At 73.4% G+C, this 24119-nt stretch carries 22 protein-coding genes; 13 read left to right on the top strand and 9 right to left on the bottom strand.

The features are described from left to right. Nucleotides 1-148 precede the first annotated feature (148 nt). Both AB0G52_RS40090 and AB0G52_RS40085 read left to right on the top strand, forming a co-directional pair. Nucleotides 149-1768, top strand: coding sequence for an ATP-binding cassette domain-containing protein (locus AB0G52_RS40090; RefSeq protein ID WP_132893746.1), 1620 nt, complete (start codon nucleotides 149-151; stop codon nucleotides 1766-1768). A gap of 82 nt (nucleotides 1769-1850) precedes the next feature. After that, on the top strand, nucleotides 1851-2108 hold the full coding sequence (locus AB0G52_RS40085; RefSeq protein WP_132893744.1) for a DUF6158 family protein: 258 nt from the start codon (nucleotides 1851-1853) through the stop codon (nucleotides 2106-2108). Between the two features lie 49 nt (nucleotides 2109-2157). Here AB0G52_RS40085 and AB0G52_RS40080 read toward each other — a convergent pair whose 3' ends face one another. Beyond that, a complete protein-coding gene (locus AB0G52_RS40080) occupies nucleotides 2158-2706 on the bottom strand; it encodes a type 1 glutamine amidotransferase domain-containing protein (RefSeq protein WP_132893743.1) in 549 nt (182 codons plus the stop codon). Between the two features lie 107 nt (nucleotides 2707-2813). Next, nucleotides 2814-3194 (bottom strand): DUF2795 domain-containing protein, encoded by a 381-nt coding sequence (locus AB0G52_RS40075; RefSeq protein WP_132893741.1) that lies wholly within the window; start codon nucleotides 3192-3194, stop codon nucleotides 2814-2816. 238 nt (nucleotides 3195-3432) lie between these two features. Between AB0G52_RS40075 and AB0G52_RS40070 the strand changes: the two genes are divergently transcribed. The 3 genes from AB0G52_RS40070 (at nucleotide 3433) to AB0G52_RS40060 (ending at nucleotide 6815) form a co-directional block, all read left to right on the top strand. After that, entirely contained in the window at nucleotides 3433-4248 is an 816-nt protein-coding gene (locus AB0G52_RS40070) for a hypothetical protein (protein ID WP_361344079.1), read from the top strand. 114 nt (nucleotides 4249-4362) lie between these two features. Beyond that, nucleotides 4363-5673: an aminotransferase class I/II-fold pyridoxal phosphate-dependent enzyme gene (locus AB0G52_RS40065; protein WP_132893737.1), complete on the top strand. Its 1311-nt coding sequence runs from the start codon at nucleotides 4363-4365 to the stop codon at nucleotides 5671-5673. Then, the gene (locus tag AB0G52_RS40060; RefSeq protein ID WP_132893735.1) at nucleotides 5670-6815 is read left to right on the top strand and encodes an MBL fold metallo-hydrolase; all 1146 of its coding nucleotides are present in this window, start codon (nucleotides 5670-5672) and stop codon (nucleotides 6813-6815) included. Before AB0G52_RS40065 ends, AB0G52_RS40060 begins: the two co-directional genes overlap by 4 nt. A gap of 98 nt (nucleotides 6816-6913) precedes the next feature. Here AB0G52_RS40060 and AB0G52_RS40055 read toward each other — a convergent pair whose 3' ends face one another. Both AB0G52_RS40055 and AB0G52_RS40050 read right to left on the bottom strand, forming a co-directional pair. Then, the gene (locus tag AB0G52_RS40055) at nucleotides 6914-7537 is read right to left on the bottom strand and encodes a VTT domain-containing protein (RefSeq protein ID WP_207921914.1); all 624 of its coding nucleotides are present in this window, start codon (nucleotides 7535-7537) and stop codon (nucleotides 6914-6916) included. Between the two features lie 14 nt (nucleotides 7538-7551). Then, nucleotides 7552-8325: an MBL fold metallo-hydrolase gene (locus AB0G52_RS40050; RefSeq protein ID WP_132893733.1), complete on the bottom strand. Its 774-nt coding sequence runs from the start codon at nucleotides 8323-8325 to the stop codon at nucleotides 7552-7554. 84 nt (nucleotides 8326-8409) lie between these two features. Here AB0G52_RS40050 and AB0G52_RS40045 point away from each other — a divergent pair, with 84 nt between their 5' ends. The 6 genes from AB0G52_RS40045 to dnaK all read left to right on the top strand — a co-directional run bounded on the left by AB0G52_RS40045 (nucleotide 8410) and on the right by dnaK (nucleotide 16412). Further along, nucleotides 8410-8841, top strand: a complete 432-nt coding sequence (locus tag AB0G52_RS40045) for a hypothetical protein (protein WP_132893732.1) — start codon at nucleotides 8410-8412, stop codon at nucleotides 8839-8841. Nucleotides 8842-8971: 130 nt separating this feature from the next. Then, a complete protein-coding gene (locus tag AB0G52_RS40040) occupies nucleotides 8972-10972 on the top strand; it encodes an alkaline phosphatase family protein (RefSeq protein ID WP_361344074.1) in 2001 nt (666 codons plus the stop codon). Nucleotides 10973-11089: 117 nt separating this feature from the next. Continuing rightward, nucleotides 11090-12151, top strand: coding sequence for a MoxR family ATPase (locus tag AB0G52_RS40035; protein ID WP_132893728.1), 1062 nt, complete (start codon nucleotides 11090-11092; stop codon nucleotides 12149-12151). Continuing rightward, nucleotides 12148-13944 (top strand): hypothetical protein, encoded by a 1797-nt coding sequence (locus AB0G52_RS40030; RefSeq protein ID WP_132893726.1) that lies wholly within the window; start codon nucleotides 12148-12150, stop codon nucleotides 13942-13944. The genes AB0G52_RS40035 and AB0G52_RS40030 overlap by 4 nt, the downstream gene beginning before the upstream one ends. A 56-nt stretch (nucleotides 13945-14000) precedes the next feature. Next, nucleotides 14001-14426 (top strand): OsmC family protein, encoded by a 426-nt coding sequence (locus tag AB0G52_RS40025; protein ID WP_132893724.1) that lies wholly within the window; start codon nucleotides 14001-14003, stop codon nucleotides 14424-14426. Between the two features lie 135 nt (nucleotides 14427-14561). Beyond that, a complete protein-coding gene (dnaK, locus tag AB0G52_RS40020; protein WP_132893722.1) occupies nucleotides 14562-16412 on the top strand; it encodes a molecular chaperone DnaK in 1851 nt (616 codons plus the stop codon). A gap of 13 nt (nucleotides 16413-16425) precedes the next feature. On the opposite strand, the gene narJ is transcribed toward dnaK, so the two are convergent. The 3 genes from narJ to AB0G52_RS40005 form a co-directional block, all read right to left on the bottom strand. Continuing rightward, a complete protein-coding gene (narJ, locus tag AB0G52_RS40015; protein ID WP_132893720.1) occupies nucleotides 16426-16908 on the bottom strand; it encodes a nitrate reductase molybdenum cofactor assembly chaperone in 483 nt (160 codons plus the stop codon). Nucleotides 16909-16997: 89 nt separating this feature from the next. Beyond that, nucleotides 16998-17813, bottom strand: coding sequence for an SAM-dependent methyltransferase (locus tag AB0G52_RS40010; protein WP_132893718.1), 816 nt, complete (start codon nucleotides 17811-17813; stop codon nucleotides 16998-17000). A 13-nt stretch (nucleotides 17814-17826) separates the two neighbouring features. Continuing rightward, nucleotides 17827-18690, bottom strand: coding sequence for a Scr1 family TA system antitoxin-like transcriptional regulator (locus tag AB0G52_RS40005; RefSeq protein ID WP_132893717.1), 864 nt, complete (start codon nucleotides 18688-18690; stop codon nucleotides 17827-17829). Nucleotides 18691-18965: 275 nt separating this feature from the next. Here AB0G52_RS40005 and AB0G52_RS40000 point away from each other — a divergent pair, with 275 nt between their 5' ends. Continuing rightward, nucleotides 18966-19271 carry a 4a-hydroxytetrahydrobiopterin dehydratase gene (locus AB0G52_RS40000; RefSeq protein ID WP_361344067.1) on the top strand — a complete coding sequence of 102 codons (306 nt, stop codon included), beginning with the start codon at nucleotides 18966-18968 and terminating at the stop codon, nucleotides 19269-19271. 5 nt (nucleotides 19272-19276) lie between these two features. Further along, complete coding sequence (locus tag AB0G52_RS39995; protein ID WP_132893713.1) at nucleotides 19277-20098, top strand: class I SAM-dependent methyltransferase; 822 nt, start codon at nucleotides 19277-19279, stop codon at nucleotides 20096-20098. On the opposite strand, the gene AB0G52_RS39990 is transcribed toward AB0G52_RS39995, so the two are convergent. Next, nucleotides 20064-22724, bottom strand: a complete 2661-nt coding sequence (locus tag AB0G52_RS39990) for a cellulose binding domain-containing protein (RefSeq protein WP_361344063.1) — start codon at nucleotides 22722-22724, stop codon at nucleotides 20064-20066. The genes AB0G52_RS39995 and AB0G52_RS39990 overlap by 35 nt on opposite strands. A gap of 99 nt (nucleotides 22725-22823) precedes the next feature. Beyond that, nucleotides 22824-24119, bottom strand: a 1296-nt coding sequence (locus AB0G52_RS39985; RefSeq protein WP_361344060.1) for a glycoside hydrolase family 48 protein, incomplete at its 5' end; no start/stop codon positions are given.

Genomic DNA, 24119 nt, shown 5'->3' with positions numbered 1-24119 from the left:
GCCCCTTTCAGGGGCGTGCACCGGGCGCCCCTGAAAGGGGCGCGGGGAACTGCGCGAGCAACCACTACGCACCCGCAGCCGACCTTTTCGAGCGCCCCCCCGATAACGGTTTGCCCCACCGGCGGTGCCGCCCGCAGAATCCCTGACCATGGGACATCTGGAAGCCGCGCACCTCGAGTACTACCTCCCCGACGGGAGGGCGCTGCTCGGCGACGTCTCCTTCCGGGTGGGCGAGGGCGCCGCCGTCGCTCTGGTCGGCCCCAACGGCGCCGGCAAGACCACCCTGCTCAGGCTGATCTCCGGCGAGCTCAAACCGCACGGCGGCACCGTCACCGTCAGCGGCGGCCTCGGCGTGATGCGCCAGTTCGTGGGCTCGGTGCGCGACGAGACGACCGTGCGCGACCTGCTCGTGTCGGTCGCGCCGCCCGGCATCCAGCAGGCCGCGCGGGCCGTCGACGAGGCCGAGCACGGCATCATGACCGTCGACGACGAGGCCGCCCAGCTGCGCTACGCGCAGGCCCTCGCCGACTGGGCCGAGGTGCGCGGCTACGAGCACGAGACGCTGTGGGACATGTGCACCACGGCCGCGCTCGGGGTGCCGTACGAGAAGGCCCAGTGGCGCCAGGTGCGCACCCTCTCGGGCGGTGAGCAGAAGCGGCTGGTGCTGGAGGCGCTGTTCCGGGGCGCCGACGAGGTGCTGCTCCTCGACGAGCCGGACAACTACCTGGACGTCCCCGGCAAGCGCTGGCTGGAGCAGCAGCTCAAGGACACCCGCAAGACGGTCCTGTTCGTCTCCCACGACCGCGAACTCCTCGCCCGGGCCGCCGAGAAGATCGTCTCCGTGGAACCCTCGCCCACCGGCGCCGACGCCTGGGTGCACGGTGGCGGCTTCGCCACCTACCACGACGCCCGCCGCGAACGCTTCGCCCGCTTCGAGGAGTTGCGCCGCCGCTGGGACGAGAAGCACGCCCAGCTCAAGAAACTGGTGCTGACCCTCCGTCAGGCGGCGGCGGTCTCGCACGAGATGGCGTCCCGGTACGCGGCCGCCCAGACCCGGCTGCGCAAGTTCGAGGAGGCCGGACCGCCTCCGGAGCCGCCGCGCGAGCAGGACATCAGGATGCGCATCAAGGGCGGCCGTACCGGCGTACGCGCCGTCACCTGCGCGGGTCTCGAACTCACCGGCCTGATGAAACCCTTCGACCTGGAGGTCTTCTACGGCGAACGGGTCGCCGTGCTCGGCTCCAACGGCTCCGGCAAGTCGCACTTCCTGCGGCTGCTGGCCGGCGAGGACGTGGCGCACACCGGTCAGTGGAAGCTGGGCGCACGCGTCGTGCCCGGCCACTTCGCCCAGACCCACGCCCACCCCGAACTCCAGGGCCGCGTCCTCCTGGACATCCTCTGGACGGAACACTCCCAGGACCGCGGCGCGGCGATGTCCCGGTTGCGCCGCTACGAACTGACCCAGCAGGCCGAGCAGACCTTCGAGCGGCTGTCGGGCGGCCAGCAGGCGCGGTTCCAGATCCTCCTGCTGGAACTGCAGGGCGTGACGGCGCTGCTCCTCGACGAGCCGACCGACAACCTCGACCTGGAGTCCGCCGAAGCCCTCCAGGAGGGTCTGGAGGCCTTCGACGGCACGGTGCTCGCGGTCACCCACGACCGCTGGTTCGCCCGCTCCTTCGATCGGTTCCTGGTCTTCGGCAGCGACGGCCGGGTCCGGGAGTCCGCCGAGCCGGTCTGGGACGAGCGCCGTGTGGAGCGCGTCCGGTAGGGAGGCCCGCGGGGCCGGATGTTCGTACAGTGGAGGCAGGAATCCGGACCGCCGGGACCCACACGACGAGCGGGGTACCACCATGACCGGAGTCGACCCCAGCCGGCTGGACGACCAGCAGCTCATGAAGGAGCTGGAGACCATCCACCGGACGCGCCACGACACCCTGTTGTACGGATCCAACGACGCGTTGCGCGCCCACAACGAGCGCATGGCCCAGCTGGAGGGCGAGTACCTGCGCCGTAATCCGCGCCGCCTCGTCGCCGCCGGCCGCACCCGGGAGGGTGCCCGGGAGCGCGGCTGCGCCGAGGCGGCGGCGCCGCGGACCCCGGCGAGCTGAACTCCGCGGCGCCGCGGGAACCCCGCCGGGCGCCGCGGGGCCCCTCTGCTCAGCCGGCCTTTTCAGTCTCGGCGAAGACGCCGAGGAACGCCTCGCAGAACGCCTTGAGATCGTCCGGCTTGCGACTGGTGATCAGCTTGTTCGGGCCGCCGTCGCAGACCTTGACCTGCTCGTCCACCCAGGTGCCACCCGCGTTGCGGATGTCGGTCCGCAGGCTCGGCCAGGACGTGAGCGTGCGGCCGCGTACGACGTCGGCCTCCACCAGCGTCCACGGCGCGTGGCAGATGGCCGCGACCGGCCGGCCCCCGTCGAAGAAGTCCTTCACGAACGCGACGGCCTTCTCGTCCGTCCGCAGGAAGTCCGGGTTGGCGACCCCGCCCGGCAGGACGAGCGCCCCGAACGAGTCCGCGGACGCCTCGCCGACCACCTCGTCCACCGGGAACGTGTCCGCCTTGTCGAGATGGTCGAAGCCCTGGATCTTCCCTGGCTGCGTCGACACCAGGACCGGCTCGTGCCCGGCGTCGGACGCCGCCTTCCACGGCTCGGTCAGCTCCACCTGCTCGACGCCCTCGGGCGCGACCAGAAACGCGATACGCATGATGTTCACTCCCTTCCGCGCGCGGGTCGTCGTCCCGCGCGCGGGTGTGTTGTCCTTCCCCGGGTTCCGTCCGGGGGTCCGTCTCCCGGGTTTCGGTCTCCCGGGCCTCACTCCCCGGCGGTCACCGCTTCCGCCAGCGCCAGCAGGCTGTCGTAGCGCGTCCGGTGCGGCAGCCGGGAGACCCGCTCGACCAGGGCGTCGGGGGCGTGGCCCCGCCGCAGCGTCCGGGTCAGCTCGCTCGGTGCCGCCGGGAAGTCGTGCCGGGTCAGGGACCGGGCCAGGAGCAGCCGTACCGCCTCCGGTGACGGCTGCTCACCGACCCCGGGAGCCACCCCGGCGCGGAACAGCTCCGGATCGTCGTCGGCGGGCGGCTCGGGATCGTTCCACTCCTCGCTCCGCGTCGGATGGCCGGACCTGAGCAGGCCCTGCAACTCGTGCTTCATCTCGTCGTCCCGGTGCACGTTCAGCCGGTCACTGCCTCGCTGCATGTTCTCCCTCCAGGTACATCAGGGGGTGCCGCCCGCGTACCCGAGGACGGGGGGCCGACACCGGGATCCGTCGGGCGGTTCCCGACACGCCGGTCCTGGGCGACCACGTCACCCGGAAGGGCGCGGACGTCCCGCGAATGGGGGTCGGCCGCGCGCGGCGGTGCCCGGGGCGGGCTGTGATGGCTGCGGAGGTACGGGCCCCGTGCCCCCGGAGTCGTCCGTGCGAGGAGTTCCCGCCATGCGCCGCACCGTTCGCGCCCTGTCCGTCGCCGTCCTGACGGGTGCCGCGTTCGGCGTCGCCGGTACGGCCGCGGCCGCCGGCCCCGCCGCCGGGGCGAGCCCCGTGGGCTGTGAGAGCTACACGGAGGGCACGCAGGGGGGTACGACGGGCGCCGTCGCGGACGGCGCCCGCACCGCCGACGGGTCCTGCCCGGCGGGGGCGGGGGACGGGCAGCAGCGGCTCTGGACCCCGCCCGCCCTCGCCGACCCGGGCGCCACCCCGGACCAGGGCGGCACGGACACACACGGCAGCGGGGCCGCGGTCCCGCACGGGAACGACGCCACGGGCCCGCAGGGCGCGGGGGGCGTCCTCCCCGGCGGCGACGACGTCACGGGGCCGCGGGGCGGCGGGGGCAGGGTTCCGGGCGGGGGCGACGGCACGGCCGAGCACGGGGACGGCGGCGCCGTGGAACCCCCTGCGGGCGACGGCGCGGCGCAGTTCCCCGGGGACGACGGCACAGCTGGACGCGGGGGCGACGGCACCGCCCCCTGGGAGGCCGGGGAGCGGCCCTGCTCCGGTGGGACGCAGCAGTCCTGCGGAGGCGGAGGTGACGGGCGGGAGTGCGACGGGGCGCGGGGCGATGCCGCGGCCTGTGCCCCGGCGGGCGTCCAGCACGGCGTGGCGGCGGGGGACGGCGGCTCCTACAACGGCTCCCTCCCCGCCCTGGCCGCGGGCGCGCTGCTGATCGCGGCCGCCTGCTGCGGCGCGGTGTACCGGCTGTGGGGCGGCGGGCAGTACCGGCTGTGGGGCGGACGGCCCGGCGCGGACGGGTGACACGGCCGGGACCGGGTACCCCGGAGCAACCACTCCGGCACCGTGGGCCACCCCTCACGGGGAGGCGGCACGGCCCGGACAGCACACGGCACCACGGACTGCGCGGAGGCGGACATGCGGCGGACGGACCCCGAGGGCCACGGACCGACGCACGGCACGCCCGCCGGGCCGGCGCGGGGCACGTCCACCGAGGCCGAGGGGCACGGGCCCGTCCGCTTCGGGCCGGCCCTGCCCGACGACGGCCTGCCGGTCCTGCCCGAGCTCTCCGCCGTGCTGTCCGCCGCCGCGAGCCGGGGCGGGGAGGAACCCGTCGGCGGCGGGCCCGCGCTGCTGGACGCGGCCCACGGTTACTGGGAGCGCCGCGGGCTGCCCGGCACGCCCGGCCGTCTCACCGCCGGGCCCGGCGCCCCCGCCCTGCTGCTCGCGCTCACCGCCGCGCTCGGCGGCGACGTCCTGGTGCCGCGTCCCTGCGCCGCCTGGTGGGCACCGTACGCCCGGCTGCTCGGGCGGCCCGTCTTCCATGTGGCCACCCCGGCCGAGTCGGGGGGCGTCCCCGACCCCTACGCGTTGTTGGAGACGGTGCGCCGGGTCCGCGACGAGGGCGGCGACCCGCGACTGCTCGTGCTCTCCGTCGCCGACGACCCGACCGCCACCGTCGCCCCGCCCGAACTGCTGCACGAGACCGTGGAGGCGGCGGCGGGCGAGGGACTGTACCTGGTCAGCGACGAGACGTGGCGCGACACCCTGCACGCCCCGGACGCCACCGTGCTGCTCAGTCCCGCGGAGATGCTCCCGGACCGGGTCACCGTGGTCACCGACCTGGCCGGCGGCCTGCTGCCGGCCGGCTGGCCCGCCGCCGTGGCCCGGTTCCCGGCGGACGCCACCGGTACGGCACTGCACGCGCGCGTGCTCGACGTCCTCACCGCGATGGGCGCCCGCCTCGCCGGCCCGGTCGCGGTCGCCGCCCGCCACGCGCTCGACGAACCCGGACCCGTCGTCGTACGCCGGGCGGCCGCCGTACGGCTGCACGCGCGCGTGGCCGCCGCCGCGCACGCCGCGGTCGTCGCCGGCGGTGCGCTGGCCCGGCCCCCGCAGGCCGGCCGTCACCTGTACGTCGACCTGGAGCCGCTGCGGGCCGGGCTCGGCGCCCGAGGCGTCGGCGACGCACAGGAGTTGGAGGACTTCCTCACCGCACGCCTGGGCGTTCCCGCACCCGGCGGGCACCGCTTCGGCGACGACCTGGGCGCCCTGCGGGTACGGCTCGCCACCGGGCCGCTGCTGGGCGGCACCGACGAGGAACGTCTGGAATGCCTCACGTCCCCCGCGCCGTTGGAACTGCCACACGTGCAACGCGCGTTGATGTCCTTGAGGTCGGTACTCGACGATCTCCGCGACGACGCTCAGCGATGGGAGCCTCCTCGATGACGCAGCAGACGCAAGAGCAAGGGTCCGCCACGCCGACCGCCGACACACCGCCCGCCGACACGCCCACCACCGTCACGACGACCGCTACAGCGCCTGCCGCCACGACGACGACCGCCACGACGCCTGCCGTCGTCACGACCGCTGCCCCGCCGCTCGCCGAGCCCCGCCCGCTGGGCGAACTCCGGTTCTGGCCACGGACCTTCCACGACCGTCTCACCGCCCCCCTGCCCGGTCTCAAGGCCATGGCCCGCTTCGCCCGCGAGGGCTCCGTCCGCCCCGGCCGCCAGGGTCTCGCCGACATAGCCAGACTCCCCTGCGAACCCGCTCCGCTGCCCCCCGTGGACGCCGGCACCGTCGCCGTCACCTGGGCGGGGCACGCCAGTTGGGTCGTCCGGATCGGCGGCCTCACCGTCCTCACCGACCCCGTCTGGTCCCGCCGGATCCTCGGCACCCCGGCCCGTGTCACCCCGGTCGGCGTCCCCTGGGAGACGCTGCCGCGCATCGACGCCGTCGTCATCAGCCACAACCACTACGACCACCTCGACGCCCCCACCCTGCGCCGACTGCCGCGCGCCACCCCCGTCTTCGTACCCGCCGGCCTCGGCGGCTGGTTCCGGCGCCGCCGCTTCACCACCGTCACCGAGCTCGACTGGTGGGAGGCGGCCGAACTGTCCGGCGTCCGCTTCGACTTCGTCCCGGCCCACCACTGGTCCAAGCGCACCCTCACCGACACCTGTCACAGCCTCTGGGGCGGCTGGGTGCTCACCGGCCCCGACGGACAGCGCGTCTACTTCGCCGGCGACACGGGCTACGGCCACTGGTTCGCCGGCATCGGCCGACGCTACCCGGGCATCGACCTCGCCCTGATGCCGATCGGCGCCTACGACCCCCGCTGGTGGCTCAGCGACGTCCACCTCGACCCGGAGGAGGCGGTCCGGGCGACGCAGGACGTCGGGGCGCGGCGGATGGCCCCCATGCACTGGGGCACGTTCATCCTGTCGGCGGAACCGGTCCTGGAGCCGCTGACCCGGGTGCGGGCGGCCTGGGAGAAGGCCGAACTGGCCCGCGAGAACCTCTGGGACCTGCCGGTGGGGGGTTCGAGGATCCTGGAACAGAGTCCACTGCGGAGCGCCGTCAGCTGAGGCGCGCCCCATAGGGGCGCTGGGGGTACCCCCGGCCGAAGGCTGGGGGAGGAACCGCGCGAGCAACCACAACCGCACCCGCGCCCCGCAACGCACCGTCACCCGGCAGAACGAACCCGCCGCCACACCCCCGGCGCCACACTGATCAGCACGGTCAGCGCGACCGCCACCACGACCCCCTCCCACGGCTCCGGGAACAACGACCCGCCCAGGATCCCGATCACCTGATAGGTCGCCGCCCACGCCAGACACGCCGCCGCGTTCCCCCGCGCGAACCGCCGCAGCGGCCACTCGGCCAGCAGACACGCCAGCATCACCGGTATGCGGCCGGCAGGCACCAGCCGGGACAGCACCAGCACCGCCACCCCGTGCCCGGCCAGCTTCCCCTGCGCCTGCTCCAGCCGCTCCTCGGGCGCCCGCGACCGGATCGCCTCCAGCCACCGCGACCCGTTCTTCGACCGCAGCCCACGCCGCCCCAGCCAGTACAGCGCCGCGTCGCCGAGGAACGCCGCCAGCGACGCCGTCACGAACACCAGCGCCAGCGCCAACGGCGCCGTCTGGTGGAACGCCACCACCGCCGCCGAACTCACCAGCGCCCCGGTCGGCACCACCGGCACCAGGGCGCCGACCAGCACCAGCAGGAACAGCGTCGGATACCCGATCGCCTGCTGCGCCGACCCGACGGACGACGGGGTCGCCGCGGTGGACCCGGCGGCCGCCATCACCAGCAGCAGTCTCACCGTGCGACCTCCAGCCGCACGCGCTCCCCGTGCCCGAGCCGGTGCACCGCCACCCGCGGCGCGTACTCGGCCGCGAGGCGCACGAACTCGTCACCCGGCGCGTGGAATTCATGGGGGCGCACGGCGTCCATGCCGATCGGCCAGTACGTGCCGTAGTGCACCGGCACCGCGCTGCGGGGCGCCAGCCGTGCCAACGCACGCGCCGCCCGCCCGGCGTCCAGGTGCCCCTCCCCGAGGTACGGCCCCCAGCCGCCCACCGGCAGCAGGGCCACGTCCACCGGGCCCACCACCTCGGCCATCTCGTCGAACAGCCCGGTGTCCCCGGCGAAGTACGTCCGGGCCGCGCCCTCGACCACATACCCGAGGGCGGGGGAGCGCTGCGGGCCGACCGGCAGCCGGCGGCCGTCGTGCAGCGCGGGCACGGCACGGACGACGAGCCGGCCGACGTGTATCTCGTCGCCGACACCGACCTCGGTGACGCGCAACTGCCGGAGCCGACGGAGCGCGGGCACCGCGCGTTGTGCGCCCCGGGGCACAAGCAGGCGCGTGCCCGGGGCGAGCCCGGCGAGCGAGGGGACGTGCAGATGGTCGGCGTGCAGGTGGGAGACGAGCGCGAGGTCCGCCCGGCGGGCCTCGGGCGGGGGCGGGGCGCCCCGGCGCCGGCGCAGATGGGCGAGCCGGCGCGCGAACAGAGGATCGGTGAGCAGTCGTACGCCCGAATCCTCGATCGTGCAGGTGGCGTGGCCCCACCAGGTGATCTCCACCGGCACCCTCTTTGCCTCCTTCGCGCGACTCCCCGAAGCCTACGTGCAGGAGTAGGGTCGGCGGCGAAACCCGGAGGTGAGGGGGACGCCATGGGACAGGTGCGGGGTGCCTCCGGCGGGCTCCCGGCGGTGCGGGTGACCGCCATCGCGAGTCTTACGCCCCTGGAGGAGCTGGAGATCGACCCTTTTCTGGTCGACTCCCGCAGCCAGCACGCGATGTGCGCGCGCTGGGCCGTGGAGCACGGGTACGTGGTCGCCCGCGAACTCCTGGTCCGCGGCCTGCGCCACGACCACAGCGCCCTGTGGGCGGGCGTCCGTCCCGGCCTCGACGTCTTCGTGGCACCGAGCAGACGGGTCCTGGAGAGCGCGCTGTCGTCGGTGGAGGCCTTCACGGCGGAATGCGCGCGACGCGGCGTGCGGGTGGAGACGGTGGGCCGCGCCGAACCCCGCTACGACGCCCAGATGAAGGCCCGGGTCCACCGGCGTCTCTCCATGCCGACGGCCGGGTACGACGGGCGGTAGGGCCAGGGGCCGACGCCCGTATGACAGTCTGGTCGGCGGACCGATCCGCGGGCGGCGCGGGTCCCGGAGTCGAGGTCGGTGGGGCGTGCGGTGGCGGCGGGTCGTCAGTCAGATCGGGCGGAGTGTGGCGGTGTGGGCGGTGTCCACCGTCACCATGCTGGTGCTCGCCGGGATCCTGCCCGACTTCCAGCTCCAGTCCCCGGACGGTGACAGCGCCACCCGGATCGCGGTGACCGCGGCCCTCGGCGCCGGTGCCTTCGGTGTGCTGTCGGCCGTCGTGTGGCCCCTGCTCGTCCGGCTGCTGCTGCTGGTGCCCGCCCTCGTCCTCGGCCTGCTGGTCTTCTTCCTCAACGGCTCCCTGCTCCTGGTCGCCCTGCGCATCAACCCCTCCGGGCAGAGCGAGGCCGCCCCGGAGACCGCCGTGATCGTGGCCGCCGTGATGTCCGCGGTCGCCTCCGCCACCGGCGGCGCCCTCGCCGTCCGCGACGACGACGCCTACCGGCACCGGCTGTCCCGGCTGGCCACCCGCCGCCGCAGATCCCACCCGCCCTGCCCGACCGCCCCCGGCACCGTCTTCCTCCAGCTCGACGGCGTCGGCCACGACGTCCTCACCGCCGCCGTCGCCAAGGGCCTGATGCCCACCGTGGCCGCCTGGCTGGCCGCCGGCCACCGGCTCACCCCCTGGCGCACCGACTGGTCCAGCCAGACCGGCGCCAGCCAGCTCGGCATCCTGCACGGCTCGAACTTCGACATCCCCGCCTTCCGCTGGTACGAGAAGGACAGCCAGGAGGTGATGGTCTGCAACCGGCCGACCAGCGCCGCCGAACTCCAGCGCCGCGCCGTCGAGCGCACCGCCGACGGGGGGCTGCTCACCGTCGACGGCGCCAGCCGCGGCAACCTCTTCAGCGGTGGCGCCGAGGAGCAGGCCCTGGTGCTGTCCATAGCGATCCGCCGCCGGGGCCGCGAGAACCGCTCCCGGGCCGGTTACTTCGCCTACTTCGCCGACCCCGCCAACGCCGTCCGCACCGCCCTCTCCTTCTTCGCCGAGGTCGGCCGGGAGGTGGGCCAGTCCGTCACGGCCCGGCTGCGCAGGCAGCGCCCGCGCGTGGGCCGCGGCGGTCTCTACCCCCTCGTCCGCGCCTTCGCGACGGTCGTCGAACGGGACGTCGTGGTCGCCGCCGTCATCGGCGACCTGCTCGGCGGCCGCAGCGCCGTCTACGCCGACCTGGTCGCCTACGACGAGGTCGCCCACCACTCCGGCCCGCACAGCAGGGACGCCGACAAGGTGCTGCAACGCCTGGACCGCGCCCTCGCCCTGATCGAGAAGGCCGCCGAGCACGCCCCCCGGCGGTACCGGATCGTCGTCCTCTCCGACCACGGCCAGAGCCCCGGCGAGACCTTCCGCTCCCGCTACGGACTCACCCTCGGCGACCTGGTCAGGGCCGGCTGCGGACTGCCCGTGCCGCGCCGCGCCGAACGAACGCACAGCGGCGCCGAGGCCCGCGCCGCCGTCCGCGCCGCCCTGCGCCGACCGGTCGAGGAGGGCGGCGGGAAGCACCGGCCGACGCGGCACTCGGAACCCGTCGTGCTCGCCTCCGGCAACCTCGGCCTGATCTCCTTCCCGGACGTGCCGCACCGCATGACCAAGGAGGAGCTGGACGCCCGCCACCCGGCGCTGCTCACCACCCTCGCCAACCACCCCGGCATCGGCTTCCTGCTGGTCCGCAGCGGGGCACACGGCGGGGTGGTGCTGGGCGCCCACGGCGCCGAGATCCCGCTCGACCGGCTGGACGTCCAGCCGGGACCGCTGGCCGCCTTCGGGCCGGGCGCAGCGGACGCCGTCCGGCGCACCCACTCCTTCCCGCACACCGCCGACATCATGGTCAACTCCTGGTACGACCCTCAGGACGGCGAGGTCCTGGCGTTCGAGGAGCAGATCGGCTCGCACGGGGGACTGGGGGGCGCGCAGGGACGGCCGTTCCTGTTGTCGCCGCCCGATGTGTCCGCCCCGGTGACGCAGGGCGAGGAACTCGTGGGCGCCGAGGCGGTGCACGAGGTGCTGCGGCGCTGGCTCCAGGAGGCGGAGGGGCCGGCGGTCCCCCTGGCCACGGAGGGGGAGCGGGCCGCGTAGCCGGTCGGGGGCGGGGCCCCACCGGTGAAAAATCGGCTGCGTTCGCCCGGCTCCCGGCACACACTGGTCGAGCCGGTCGAAAGCGATCCGCCCGAACACCCCTCAGGAGCCTCCCCTTTGCAGGCAGCCGTCACCGTCACCCCCGCCCGTGTCCCCGAACTCCTCCTCGGCCTCGCCACCGTGCGCCCCGTCTTCCTCTGGGGCGCGCCTGGCATCGGGAAGTCCTCCCTGGTGCGGGAGTTCGCCGAGTCGCTGGGGCTGGAGTGCGTGAGCCTGCTGGGTACGCAGCTCGCCCCCGAGGACCTGATCGGGGTGCCGCAGATCCGTGACGGCCGGTCGGTGTTCTGCCCGCCCGAGGCCATCGCCCGCGACGAGCCGTACTGCCTCTTCCTCGACGAGCTGAACGCGGCCACCCCCGACGTGCAGAAGGCGTTCTACTCGCTGATCCTGGACCGCCGGATCGGGACCTACGAACTGCCCAAGGGCTCCATCGTGATCGGCGCAGGCAACCGCGCCACCGACAACGCCCTCGCCCGGCCCATCGCCTCCGCCCTGGTCAACCGCCTGGCCCACGTCCATCTGGAGGCGTCCGCGCACGACTGGCTCGCCTGGGCCGCGGGCAACGGCATCCACCCGTGGATCCTCGACCACCTCACCGACCGGCCCGACCACCTGTGGTCCAAGCCGCCGAAGACCGAGGAGCCGTTCTCCACGCCGCGCTCCTGGCACATGCTCTCCGACGCCCTGCACTCCTTCGGACGGGACCTCGACGAGGCCACCCTGAAGGTCCTCGCGCACGGCACGCTCACCCCCGCGCACGCGACCGCCTTCTGCGGATACGTCAAGATCGTGCGCAGCCGCTTCGGCCTGGAGGCGATCCTGCGGGGCGACGCCGGCTGGCCGCACCGTGTCGAGGACCGCGACCTGCTGTACTACCTCGCCGAGTCCTTCCGCGGCCGGCTCGTCAAGGAACTGCCCGCCGTCAAGGAGCACATGTCGGCGAACGGCCGGGCGACCGCCTACCGCGCCAAGTCGCTCCTCGTGCAGCTCGCGGAGATCTCCGTCGAGGTCGCCCAGACCGTCATCGCCTCCGACGCCGACGGCAACCCGGTGCTGCCCGCCTGGTTCCTGATCGAGGCCGCCCGGGACATGCCGCGGCTGGTGGAGGCCCGCCGGTGAGGCGTACCGCTGCGCGCAAGAAGCAGGACCCGGCCGCCGAGAACTTCGCCGTCGGCGTCGAACTACTGCGCGCCAACCCGGCCCTGCGGGCCGTCGAGTTCACCCTCTGCCGCCACGAGAAGTGCGAACACGCCCCGCACGAAGGGCTGGTACGGGCCGACTCCGACGGCGTCCTGCACGCCCACGCCACCCGGCGCGCCGAACCCGCCGAGTGGGCCTGGGCGCTGGCCCACTGCACCCTCCACCTCGGCTTCGGCCACCTGCCCGCCGCCACCGGCCCGCGCACCCAGCCGGACCGCTACGATCTCGCCGCCCGCTGCGCCGTCGTCAACCGCTTCCTGGAGACCTTCCCGGTCGGCGAGGCCCCCGACCACCTGCCCGCGTCCTACCCGGAGGGCGACGAGGACCGGCTCGCCGCGGGCTGGCGCCGCGCCGGCGCCGTGCCCACCGCCTACGAGCGCGGCGGCACCAGCGGCGGCGAACCCGACCAGCTGCTGCTCTCCTGGAACCGGTGGGCCGGCCAGGTGCCCGACTGGCAGCTCGGGTTCGCGCACGCGCTGACCCGCACCATGTCCCGCGCGATGGACCTGGCCGGCGGCCGCCGCACCTCGATGAGCGGCCCGCCGACCCCGCTGCGCCCCTGGGAGCAGGCGCTGAGCTGGTTCGTCTCCTCCTACCCGCTGCTCGGCGGCATCGCGGCCGGGATCAGGCTGGTCGCCGACGCCGAACTGGCCCGCGCCCACGACATCGCCGTCGCGGCCGTCAACCCCGAGGCCGGCGAGATCTACGTCAACCCGCTGCGCGCGATGGACGACGAGGAGTGGCGGTTCGTCCTCGCCCACGAGATGCTGCATGCCGCGCTGCGCCACGGCGACCGCCTCGGCGGCCGCGACCCCTACCTCTTCAACATCGCCTGCGACTACGTCATCAACGGCTGGCTGGTCGAGATGCAGGTCGGCACGATGCCCGAAGGACTGCTGCACGACCCGGAGCTCAAGGACCTCTCCGCCGAGGAGGTGTACGACCGGATCGCCGGCGACCTGCGGCGGGCCCGGCGCCTCGCCACCCTGCGCGGCAAGGGACGCGGCGACGTCCTGGGCGCGCCCCTCGGACCGCCGGGCGCGTACGTCGACCTCGACGAGTTCTACCGCCGGGGCCTCGGCCAGGGCCTCGACCTGCACCGGGCGCAGGGGCGGGGCCTGCTGCCCGGCGGCCTGGTCGAGGAGATCCGCGCGCTCAGCCATCCGCCGCTGCCCTGGGACGCCCGGCTCGCCCGCTGGTTCGACGAGTTCGTACCGCGTCCGGTGGCGGTACGGTCCTACGCCCGCCCCCCGCGCCGCCAGTCGTCCACCCCCGACATCCCGCGGGCCGGCCGGTACTTCCCGCCCGAGGAGGTCGCCCGCTGCACCTTCGGCGTGGTCCTCGACACCTCCGGCTCCATGGACCGCACCCTGCTCGGCAAGGCGCTCGGCGCCATCGCCTCCTACGCCGAGGCCCGTGACGTACCGGCGGCCCGGGTCGTCTTCTGCGACGCGGCGCCCCACGACGCCGGTTACCTGGCGGCCACCGAGATCGCGGGCCGGGTCCGGGTGCACGGGCGGGGCGGCACCGTCCTCCAGCCCGGCATCGACCTCCTGCACCGCGCCGACGACTTCCCGCCGGCCGCGCCGGTCCTGGTGATCACCGACGGCTGGTGCGACGTGCTGCGGGTCCGCCGCGAACACGCCTACCTGATCCCCGAGGGCGCCCGCCTGCCGTTCAGCGCGAGGGGGCCGGTCTTCCGCGTGCGCTGAGCCGGGATGTGATCGGATGGGGGTGCGAACCGGTCCACCCGCCGAAAGGAACAACCGTGGCTACCACGCGTACCGCACACACCGTCTGGGAAGGCAGCCTGACCGAGGGCAACGGTGTCATCACCTTCGACTCCTCCGGCATCGCCGAGCAGCCGGTCACCTGGGCCGCCCGCTCGCAGGAGGCGAACGGGAAGACCAGCCCGGAGGAGCTGATCGCGGCCGCCCACTCCAGCTGCTTCTCCATGGCGCTCTCGCACGCCCTGACCGGTGCCGGCACCCCGCCCACCAAGCTGGTCACCAACGCCGACGTCACCTTCCAGCCGGGCACCGGCATCACCGGCATCCACCTGACCGTCGAGGGCACCGTCCCCGGCCTCGACGAGGACGGCTTCGCCGCCGCGGCCGAGGACGCCAAGAAGAACTGCCCGGTCAGCCAGGCCCTGACCGGCACCACCATCACCCTGTCGGCGAAGCTCGCCTGACCGCCGTACCCCGCCCGATGCCGTGCCCCCGTCCGGGGGCACGGCATCGCCGTTCCCGGGGTACCCGGCATTGACAACGGCCCGCTCAGGTTTTGTGCTGGAGACGAGGCGGCGCCCGGGCGGAAGGGGACGGACATGGCACGCGCGGTCGGGATCGACCTCGGTACGACGAACTCGGTGGTGGCCCTGCTGGAGGGCGGTGAGCCCACGGTCGTCGCCAACGCGGAGGGGGCCCGCACCACCCCGTCGGTGGTGGCCTTCGCGAAGAACGGCGACGTGCTGGTCGGCGAGGTCGCCAAGCGGCAGGCGGTGACGAACGTGGACCGCACCGCCCGTTCCGTGAAGCGGCACATGGGCGACGCCCACTGGCGGTTCCCGGAGAGCGGGTCCGTGGACGGCACCCGCTACCGCGCCCAGGAGCTGTCGGCGCGGGTGCTGCAGAAGCTCAAGCGGGACACCGAGGCCTACCTCGGCGAGGACGTCACCGACGCGGTCATCACCGTACCCGCGTACTTCGACGACTCGCAGCGGCAGGCCACCAAGGAGGCCGGGGAGATCGCCGGCCTGAAGGTGCTCCGGATCATCAACGAGCCGACCGCCGCCGCGCTCGCCTACGGCCTGGACCGGGGCGAGGAGCAGACGGTCCTCGTCTTCGACCTCGGCGGCGGCACCTTCGACGTGTCCCTGCTGGAGATCGGCGACGGCGTGATCGAGGTCAAGGCCACCAACGGCGACACCCACCTCGGCGGCGACGACTGGGACCAGCGGATCGTCGAGCACCTCGTGAAGCGGTTCAAGGGGCAGTACGGCATCGACCTCGGCAACGACAGGATGGCGCTGCAACGGCTGCGGGAGGGCGCCGAGAAGGCCAAGATCGAGCTGTCTTCCGCCACCGAGACCTCGGTCAACCTGCCGTACATCACCGCGTCCGCCGAGGGGCCGCTGCACCTGGACGAGAAGCTGACCCGCGCCCAGTTCCAGGAGCTCACGGCGGACCTGCTGGACCGCTGCAAGAAGCCGTTCCACCAGGCCGTCAAGGACGCCGGGGTGCAGCTGTCCGCGATCGACCACGTCATCCTCGTCGGCGGCTCCACGCGGATGCCCGCCGTCACCGACCTGGTCAAGGAACTCACCGGCAAGGACCCGCACAAGGGCGTCAACCCGGACGAGGTCGTCGCGGTGGGGGCGGCCCTCCAGGCCGGTGTCATCCGCGGCGACGTGAAGGACGTGCTGCTGCTCGACGTCACCCCGCTGTCCCTGGGCATCGAGACCAAGGGCGGCATCATGACCAAACTCATCGAGCGCAACACGACGATCCCGACCCGGCGTTCGGAGATCTTCACCACCGCCGCGGACAACCAGCCCTCCGTCGGCATCCAGGTCTACCAGGGCGAGCGTGAGATCGCCGCGTACAACAAGAAGCTGGGCGTCTTCGACCTGACGGGGCTGCCGCCGGCGCCGCGGGGGGTGCCGCAGATCGAGGTGGCCTTCGACATCGACGCGAACGGGATCATGCACGTCTCGGCGAAGGACCTGGCCACCGGGCGGGAACAGAAGATGACCGTGACCGGCGGTTCGGCCCTGCCCAAGGACGACATCGACCGCATGATGCGGGAGGCCGAGCAGTACGCCGAGGAGGACCACAGGCGCCGGGAGGCCGCGGAGACCCGGAACCAGGCCGAGCAACTCGTGTACCAGACGGAGAGCTTCCTCCGGGACAACGGCGACCGGGTGGCGGGCGAGACCAGGACCGAGGTGGAGTCGGCGGTGGCGGACCTCAAGCGGCTGCTGGAGGAGAACGCGGAGACGGCCGCCCTGCGCAACGGGGTGGAGAAGCTCGCCACGGTCAGCCAGCGGATGGGCCAGGCCATGTACGCGTCGGCCGCCGCCGGCGGTTCGACCGAGGACCAGCGGCCACCGGAAGCCGAGGAGGAGGGCGTGGTGGACGCGGAGATCGTGGACGACGAGAAGGGCGCCGCGGGGTAGACACCGCAGGACCTCACTCCCGGGCGGCCGGCAGGGTGGCGCAGACCGCGTCCAGGACGCACGCGTAGGGCGTGCCGACGTCGGTCAGCCGGCCCCGCAGACGCTCCAGGCAGGCGCGGTGCTCGGTGAGCAGGTCCGTGTCGCCGGTGCGGGCCGTGAACTCCAGCACGGCCGGCAGGTAGTCCGGCAGTTCCGTACCGGTGAACTCGATGCCGTACGCCTTGTAGACGTCCTCGAACCGGACCAGGGACCCGTCCCGCCGACTCGTGTCGCCGTCCTGCCACCGGCTGAGGTAGAGGCTGCGCCGGTCCCCGGAGTCGAAGACCCGCACGTAGTGCGCGGCCAGCTCCGGCGGCGGGGTCACCGTCGCATGGTCGGTGAACTCCCGCAGCTGCGGAGCGGCTTCGCGCAGCAGCGGCAGCCGGGCGATGAAGTCGTCGTCCGGATAGGTCAGACAGAGCGCCGCCGCCTGGTAGAACACCGCGTCCGAGGGCATCGGTCCTCCTTCGCCTCCCTTGCTGCCCCCTTCCGTCCCGACGCTAGGGGCGGGCGCGGGAACGCACCCCTCCAGGGCGCCCGGACGGGTCACACCTTCCGGGCCACCCCGCCGTACACCGGCACGATCCCCTCCTGCTGGAGGACCACGTCCTCGGGGTCCGGGCGCCACCCGGAGACCGGGATCACGCCGGGGCCGAGCAGCTCCAGACCGTCGAAGAAGCGGGAGAACTCGGGCAGCGAACGCGGGTGGAAGGGCGTCCCGCTGCGCCGGAAGTTCGCCGCCGCCTGCTCGACGGCCGCCGGGCTCAGGTCCGGGGTGACCTGGGAGAGGATCAGGTGGCTGCCCGGGGCGAGCGCCTCGACGTACCCGCGCAGCAGCCCGTACACGTCGTCGCCGTCCGGGTCGTCGCCGAGGTAGTGGGTCAGCGCCACCAGGGACAGCGCGACCGGCTTCGTGAAGTCCAGGGTCTCGGCGGCCCTGGCCAGCAGGGTGTCGCGGTCGCGCACGTCGGCGTGCACATAGGCGGTGCCCCCCTCCACGGTGCCGCGCAGCAGGGCCTCCGCGTGCCGCAGCACGATCGGGTCGTTGTCCGCGTACACCACCTTCGACTCCGGCGCGACGCCCTGCGCCACCTGGTGCAGATTGGGCTCGGTGGGGATGCCCGTGCCGATGTCCAGGAACTGCCGGGTGCCGGACTCGGCGGCGACCCGGACCGCCCGCTGCATGAACCGGCGGTTCGCGCGCGCCCCGCGCAGCACCGTGCTGTCCACGGCCAGGATCCTGCGGGCGAGTTCCTCGTCCACCGGGTAGTTGTCCTTGCCGCCCAGCCACCAGTCGTACACCCGCGCCGGGTGCGGCCGGCTGGTGTCGACGGCGGGCGGCGCGGGCTCGGATGCGGTCACGGTGCTTGGCTCCTCAGAGTTGGTCGCGGTACGTCCGCAGCAGTTCCCCGGTCCGCTGCGCGGAGGCGGCCCGGGCGGTCATGTGGTCCAGCACCTCCAGGTGCGCCCCCACCTCGTCCCGTGAGTCCAGGTACAGGGCGCCGGTCAGGTACTCGGTGAAGACCATGTCGGGCAGCTCGGGTTCGGCGAACCGGAACAGCGTGAACGGCGCGTACGTCCCCGGGTGCGGGCCACTGGCGAACTCGGCGATCTGGAGGGTGATCCGGTCCCGCTCGACGAAGGCGAGCAGCTTGTCGACCTGGTCGCGCATCACCGCGCAGTCGACGCTCACCGGGCGGCGCAGCACGGTCTCGTCCATGATCACCCACAGGTGGGGGGGATCGTCCTGCTCCAGCAGCCGCTGCCGGGTCAACCGCAGGTCCACGTGCCGTTCCACGGCCGCGGGGTCGGTGTGGCCGATCGTCCCGGCCTCCATCACGGCCCGCGCGTACGCCTCGGTCTGCAACAGGCCGGGGAAGAAGTGCGGTTCGTAGGAGCGGATCACCCGGGCGGCGCCCTCCAGGCTCACGTAGAGGCTGAACCAGTCCGGCAGCACGTCGTGGAACCGCTGCCACCAGCCCGGCTGGTTGGCCTCCTCGGCGAGCCGCACGAACGCGGCCTGTTCGTCCTCGGGCACCCCGTACGTCTCCAGCAGCACCTGGACGTACGGGATCTTCAGCGCGACCTCGGCCATCTCCATCCGCCGCACGGTGGCCTGCGCCACCCGCAGTACCCGCGCCGCCTCGTCCCGGCCCAGGCCCGCCGCCTCCCGCAGCTCCTGAAGACGCTTGCCGAGCACGACCTGACCGACCGTGGGCGCAGCACGCCGCTCACTCACGCCACGCCTCCCCTACGTGCACAAGTACCCGTGCAGTCTGCCACGCGAGACCGCCGTCGCACACGTTGTCGAGGCGGCCTCCTGTGTCTACGCGCGAAACCCTCGTCGCGTCAACACCGCTCCGTACGGGCCTACTTGACGCCGGCCGGGGACACCGGCCGGACGCCGGGACCGATCACGGTCGCGTCGCACGCCCGGCACCGCCCCCACCCCGTAGGCTCGAAGCCCCCGCAAGCCCCCGCAAGCCGCCGCAGAACCGGGAAGGAAACCGCACCATGGCCGTCGAACCGCTGTCCCAGAAGGAGATCGAGGACCGGCTGGCCGAGCTGCCGGGCTGGTCGGTGGACGGCGACCGGCTCGCCCGCGCCTACCGCCTCGACTCGCACGTCGCCGCCGCCGCCCTGGTCATGCACATCGCCGCCATCCAGGACGAACTCGACCACCACTCCGACCTCACCCTCGGCTACCACACCGTCACCCTCACCGTGCACACCCACAGCGTGGGCGGCGCCGTCACCGCCAAGGACTTCGGACTCGCCCGCAGGGTGGAGGACATCGCCCCGGGCCACGGCGCACACTGAGCCATGTGCTGGACTACGAAGAGGAAGCCGGCGGCTACGACGCGACACGCGGCGGAGAACCCCGCGCGGCGGCGGCCGCGAACGCCGTCCTCGGCCTGATACCCGACCGGGCCGGGCAGCCCGGCGGCCTGCCCGGCCGCCCCGGCCGGCTGCTCGACCTCGGCTGCGGCACCGGCATCGTCACCCGCCGTCTGGCCGCCGCCCGCCCCGGCCTCCGGGTCACCGGCGCGGACCGGGCGCACGCCATGGCCCGCACGGCCGCCGCCCGGCTGCCGGGGGCGGTCGTGCGCGCAGACGGTAGGCGACTCCCCTTCCCGGACGCCACCTTCGACGCGGTCACCACCGTCTGGCTGCTCCACCTCGCCCGGGACGGCGCCGAGGCCCGTGAGATCGTCGCGGAGTGCGCCCGGGTGCTGCGCCCCGGCGGGGTGTACGTCACGACCGTCGACAAGGCCGCCGCGCACGACGTCGGCAGCGACATCGACGCGGTGCTCGCCGGCCGCCCGCGCCGCCCCCCACCGGATGCGGCCGCCGACGTCACCGCGCACGCCCGGCACAGCGGACTGTCTCCCGCCGGGCAGGCCGCCTTCCCCGGCCTCGGCCAGGGCCGCAGCCCCCGCTCCACCATCGCCGACCTGCGACGCGGCTGGTTCACCGCGCTGCGCCCCGACGACCCCCGGGTGGCGGAGTTCGCCGCGCGGCTGGCGGCCCTGCCGGACCAGGACCGCCGCCGCCCCGACCCCCGCTTCACCCTCCGTGCGTTCACCAAGGCCGACCCGCGCCCTGCGCCGGTCAGGAGACCGTACAGGTCCGGTCGCCCAGGGTGAACGCCGTGGGCCGGTCATTGGCACCCGTCCAGGTGCCCGTGAAACCGAAGGACACCGAGGAGCCCGCGGCCACCGTGCCGTTCCAGCTCACGTTCCTGGCCGTCACGGCCTTGCCGGACTGGGCCCAGTCGGCGTTCCAGAGCTGGCCGACCGTCTGCCCGTTCGCGAACGACCAGCCCAGCGTCCAGCCGCTCCACGCCGTCGAGCCCGTGTTGGTGAGCCGCACGTCCGCCTGGAAACCACCCGCCCACTGGTTGGTGATCCGGTAGGCGACCGCGCAGGCGCCGGCCGGCGGCGTCGGCCCCGTGCCCCCGCCGCCGTCTCCGCCGCTGTCCGAGGTGTCGCCGTAGATCACCCCCCGGCCGTTGGTCGAGACGTACACCCGGCCGTACACCCGCGGGTCACCCGTGATCGCCGCACCCGTCCAACCCCACTGGTGGGCGTCGTCGTTGATCCGGGTCCAGGTCGCGCCCCGGTCCGTGGAACGGAAGATGCCCCGGACGCCCCCGATCTTCGCACTGGTGTAGAGGGTCTGGTACGAGGCGCCGGGCGCCGCCTTCCCGAACCCGACGGTGTCGGCCTGGTCGACGTTCGAGAGCCGGGTGAAGGTCACGCCGCCGTCCGTCGAGTGCCACAGGCCGTACGCGCCGTCCGACGCGCCGCCGGCCAGCCACACGTCGCCCTTCGTCCCGGGCAGCGCCTTGAAGCGCACGCTGTCCCCGCTCGGCAGGCCGGTCGCGGCGGACGCCGAGAACGTCGCGCCGCCGTCCGTACTGACGTAGAACTTCCCGGACTTGAAGCCGTAGAAGGTCTTCGCGTCGACGCGGTCGGACTCGACGACCGCTCCGGCCGGGATGCCGCTGGACGCCGACCAGGACGAGCCGAAGCCCGTCGTGTACTGGACGCCGGTGCCGGCCGGGCTCCACACGAAGCGGCTGCCGTCGGCGGCGGCCGCGACGGTACCGCCGCCGCTCACCCCCGAAGGGTCCGCGCCCGCGAACCAGTTGGCGCCGTTGTCCGTCGAGAACGCGATGTGAGGGCCGGAGTCCAGGTCGCCCACCCGCACCACCGTGTCCGGGTTCGCCTCGGCGAAGTCGAGGCCGGTGGTCGTGGTGAAGGTCGGGGACGTGTACATCATCGACGGGACCTTGGTGAGGTCCGTGTGCCGGAAGCCGCCGATGTCACCGAGCGCGCTGAAGAGCTGGGCGCCGCCCGACGGGGGAGCGGCCAGGTCGTTGACCGAGGTCTCCTCCAGGCCCCGCACCATGGGCGTCACCGTGAACTGGCCGCCGCTGTCCCACTTCGTCAGGTTCTCCGTGCCGTACAGCGTCGCACCCGTGCCGTACATCATCCGGTCCGAGTCGAACGGGTCGATCTCCAGGGACTCCGTCATCCACCCCAGTTTCGGCGTCTGTTCGGGCGGCGAAGGGTTCGCGCCGAAGGTGAGCCAGGGGGAGGACGAGACGTCGATCGTGTAGCGGTTCGAGCGGTTCGGGTACGAGGTGTAGTCCCACGCCTTCGTCCAGGTCGCCCCGCTGTCGGTGGAGCGGAAGATCTGGGTGTCCGGCCACCAGGAGCTGTACGCCGTCGCCATCACCGTGCCGGGGTGCTGCCGGTCGACCGTCAGGCCGCTGAAACCGTAGGAGGTGTCCGCCTCGGCGACCGGGCTGATGTTCGTCCAGCCACCGGTCACCGTCGCGTACCGCCACAACTGGCCCTTGCCGCCGTCGTAGGGACCGCCCGTGTCGCTGTAGGCCAGGTACAGGTAGCCGTTCCTGGCGTCCAGCACGCCCTTGTGGGCGAGGTAGCCGGTGGGCTGGCCGGCCAGCCGGGTCCAGGTCGCGCCCGCGTCGGTCGACCGGTACACCGCGTTGTCCTTGTCGGCGACCCCGACGTAGACGGTCTTCGTGGCGCTGCCGGAGGTGCCCGTGGACTCGTCGAAGGTGACCCAGACGATGCCCTGGTTGTCGCTGGCGTACCCCGTCGTGTCGTTCGGGTCCTGCCGGTAGTCGCCGACGTTCGGGAAACCGGTCACCTGCGACCAGCTCACCCCGGCGTCCGTCGACCGCCAGAGCCCCTTGCCGCTGGGCGCGCCCAGGTACAGCACGCTGTCCTTGTTCGGGTCGATCGCCAGCCGCTCGCCCATGCCCCGCCCGGGCATGTTCCCGCCCAGCTTGAACGGCAGGTCGGTCTTCTGCCAGCTGGCACCCCGGTCGGAGGAGCGCAGCACGGCGCCGTTCGTCGGGTCCCAGCTGTTGGTGTACGTCCCGACGGCCGCGTACACCTTGTCCGGATCGACGGAGTCGGAGGCCAGGCTGACCACACCGGTGTGCCCCCACTCGTCCCAGCCGACCGAGTCCAGCAGCGGCGTCCAGCTCCTGGTCGACTCGGACCAGCGGTAGGCACCGCCGATGTCGGTACGCGCGTAGGCGAGGTTCTTCTCGGTGCGGTTGAACACGATCCCGGGGACGAACCCACCGCCGTCGATCCGGGCGTTGTGCCAGGTGTAGGTGTCGGCGGCGAGCCTGACGGGTGCGCCGCCGTCCGCGGCGGCCGCGGGCGGGACACCGGCGAGCAAGCCGGCGGCCAGGGCGAGCACGGCGGTGAGGATGCGGGTTCTTCGCACGGGAGAGGTCCTCTCCGGAGAGGGAAGGGCGGCCCCTGGTGCAGGCAGGGGCCGCCCACTGGAGCGCCCCGTCAGGGGCGCGGGCTGTGTCCGGCCGAACTACTCCAGCAGCTCGGCGTACGAGCCCATGGCCAGGGCGATGTCCGCCTGGGCCCAGAACCGGTGGTAGGTGAAGACGGGTGCGGCCCCGCCTGCCAGATACGCCTGGATCTTCGACCACGCGGGGTCGTTCTTGTAGAAGGACCGCAGCGAGGTGAACGTCGACGAGGAGTTGATCGCGTCCCCGTTCGGCATCTTGCCGCTCCACCCGCTCGGGACGTACACGGCGTCCCCGAACCGGTTGTAGTCGGCCCGCGTCTCCGGCACCGCGATCCCCAGGCTGTCCTGGTAGTTGTTCCACATGCCGTCGAGCAGCGCCTTGGCCGTCGACTTCGCCGTCGCGTCACCGGACTTGGCGCCGTAGTACGTCAACGTCTTGGCGTACGCGGCCGCCACGCCCACGTCGTTGGTGTAGTCGGCCACCGTGACGTGCAGCCCGCTGTTGGAACCGGGGCTGGAGGCGTTCCAGGTGTCCGGCTGCCCCGACCACTGGAGCGTCGACGGGATGAGGTACGTGCCGTCCGGGTTGATCGTGGTCTTGGACAGCGCCCACTTGACCCACTTGTCGAGGATCGCCTTGGCCTGCGCGTTGCCGGTCTGCTGGTAGTACTCGGCGACCCGCTCCATCGACCAGGCCTGGAAGCCGAACCACTGGTTGGACGGCGGGTCGTGGTACACCGGCTCCCAGTCGTAGTACATGCCGTAGAACGTCGGCGTACCCGCCGGCGGACTCGCGTACCGCCCCTGCCAGCTGTTGGTCGCGCCGCCCGCGATGGCGCCCTCGGACGACTGCAGCCAGCGGTAGAACTCCAGCTGCCGGGTCAGCGAGGTACCCCAGTCCGTCGCGCCCGTCGCCGACTTGGGCTTCAGGTCGGCGTACGAGCTCAGCGCGTACGCGGCCAGCGGGTTCTGGTAACCCCCGTGCACATGGCTCGACCCGATGCGCCAGGCCCAGCCGCCGTTCGTGTCGTTCGAGCCGCCCCACGCGTAGTACCAGGAGAGCAGGTAGTCGGAGGCGTCCTTGCCGGTGCCGGCCGCGCAGGTGGACGGCCCCACACAGTTGCCGATCTTCTTGAAGTACTTGTCGTACATCGCGTAGCGCAGGTAGTCGCCCATCTTCGCGGCCTTGCCGACCGTCGTGGCGACGTCGCTGCCCTTGCCCTGCTGCTTCGCCCACACGTCCGCCCAGTACGCTGCCTGCACCGCACGCGCGTCGGCGTCCGGGGCGTCGGTGTACTTCCACTGCTTGGCGTAGGACGAGTCGCCGGTGAACAGGTCCAGGTAGCCGTTCTTCCC

Source organism: Streptomyces sp. NPDC021562 (genome assembly GCF_040640875.1).
Classification (GTDB): domain Bacteria; phylum Actinomycetota; class Actinomycetes; order Streptomycetales; family Streptomycetaceae; genus Streptomyces.
The sequence above is the reverse complement of the archived record's forward strand: the minus strand, read 5'-3'. Positions and strand labels throughout refer to the sequence as shown.

Excerpts from the sequence above, each read along its gene's own strand:
- narJ (WP_132893720.1), bottom strand. The coding sequence starts at position 16,908 with ATGCCCTCGGACGCGGTGTTCTACCAGGCGGCGGCGCTCTGTCTGACC.
- AB0G52_RS40065 (WP_132893737.1), top strand. The coding sequence starts at position 4,363 with ATGCGGCGGACGGACCCCGAGGGCCACGGACCGACGCACGGCACGCCC.
- AB0G52_RS40080 (WP_132893743.1), bottom strand. The coding sequence starts at position 2,706 with ATGCGTATCGCGTTTCTGGTCGCGCCCGAGGGCGTCGAGCAGGTGGAG.
- AB0G52_RS40070 (WP_361344079.1), top strand. The coding sequence starts at position 3,433 with ATGCGCCGCACCGTTCGCGCCCTGTCCGTCGCCGTCCTGACGGGTGCC.
- AB0G52_RS40000 (WP_361344067.1), top strand. The coding sequence starts at position 18,966 with ATGGCCGTCGAACCGCTGTCCCAGAAGGAGATCGAGGACCGGCTGGCC.
- dnaK (WP_132893722.1), top strand. The coding sequence starts at position 14,562 with ATGGCACGCGCGGTCGGGATCGACCTCGGTACGACGAACTCGGTGGTG.
- AB0G52_RS40060 (WP_132893735.1), top strand. The coding sequence starts at position 5,670 with ATGACGCAGCAGACGCAAGAGCAAGGGTCCGCCACGCCGACCGCCGAC.
- AB0G52_RS40075 (WP_132893741.1), bottom strand. The coding sequence starts at position 3,194 with ATGCAGCGAGGCAGTGACCGGCTGAACGTGCACCGGGACGACGAGATG.
- AB0G52_RS40045 (WP_132893732.1), top strand. The coding sequence starts at position 8,410 with ATGGGACAGGTGCGGGGTGCCTCCGGCGGGCTCCCGGCGGTGCGGGTG.
- AB0G52_RS40090 (WP_132893746.1), top strand. The coding sequence starts at position 149 with ATGGGACATCTGGAAGCCGCGCACCTCGAGTACTACCTCCCCGACGGG.
- AB0G52_RS40055 (WP_207921914.1), bottom strand. The coding sequence starts at position 7,537 with ATGGCGGCCGCCGGGTCCACCGCGGCGACCCCGTCGTCCGTCGGGTCG.
- AB0G52_RS40085 (WP_132893744.1), top strand. The coding sequence starts at position 1,851 with ATGACCGGAGTCGACCCCAGCCGGCTGGACGACCAGCAGCTCATGAAG.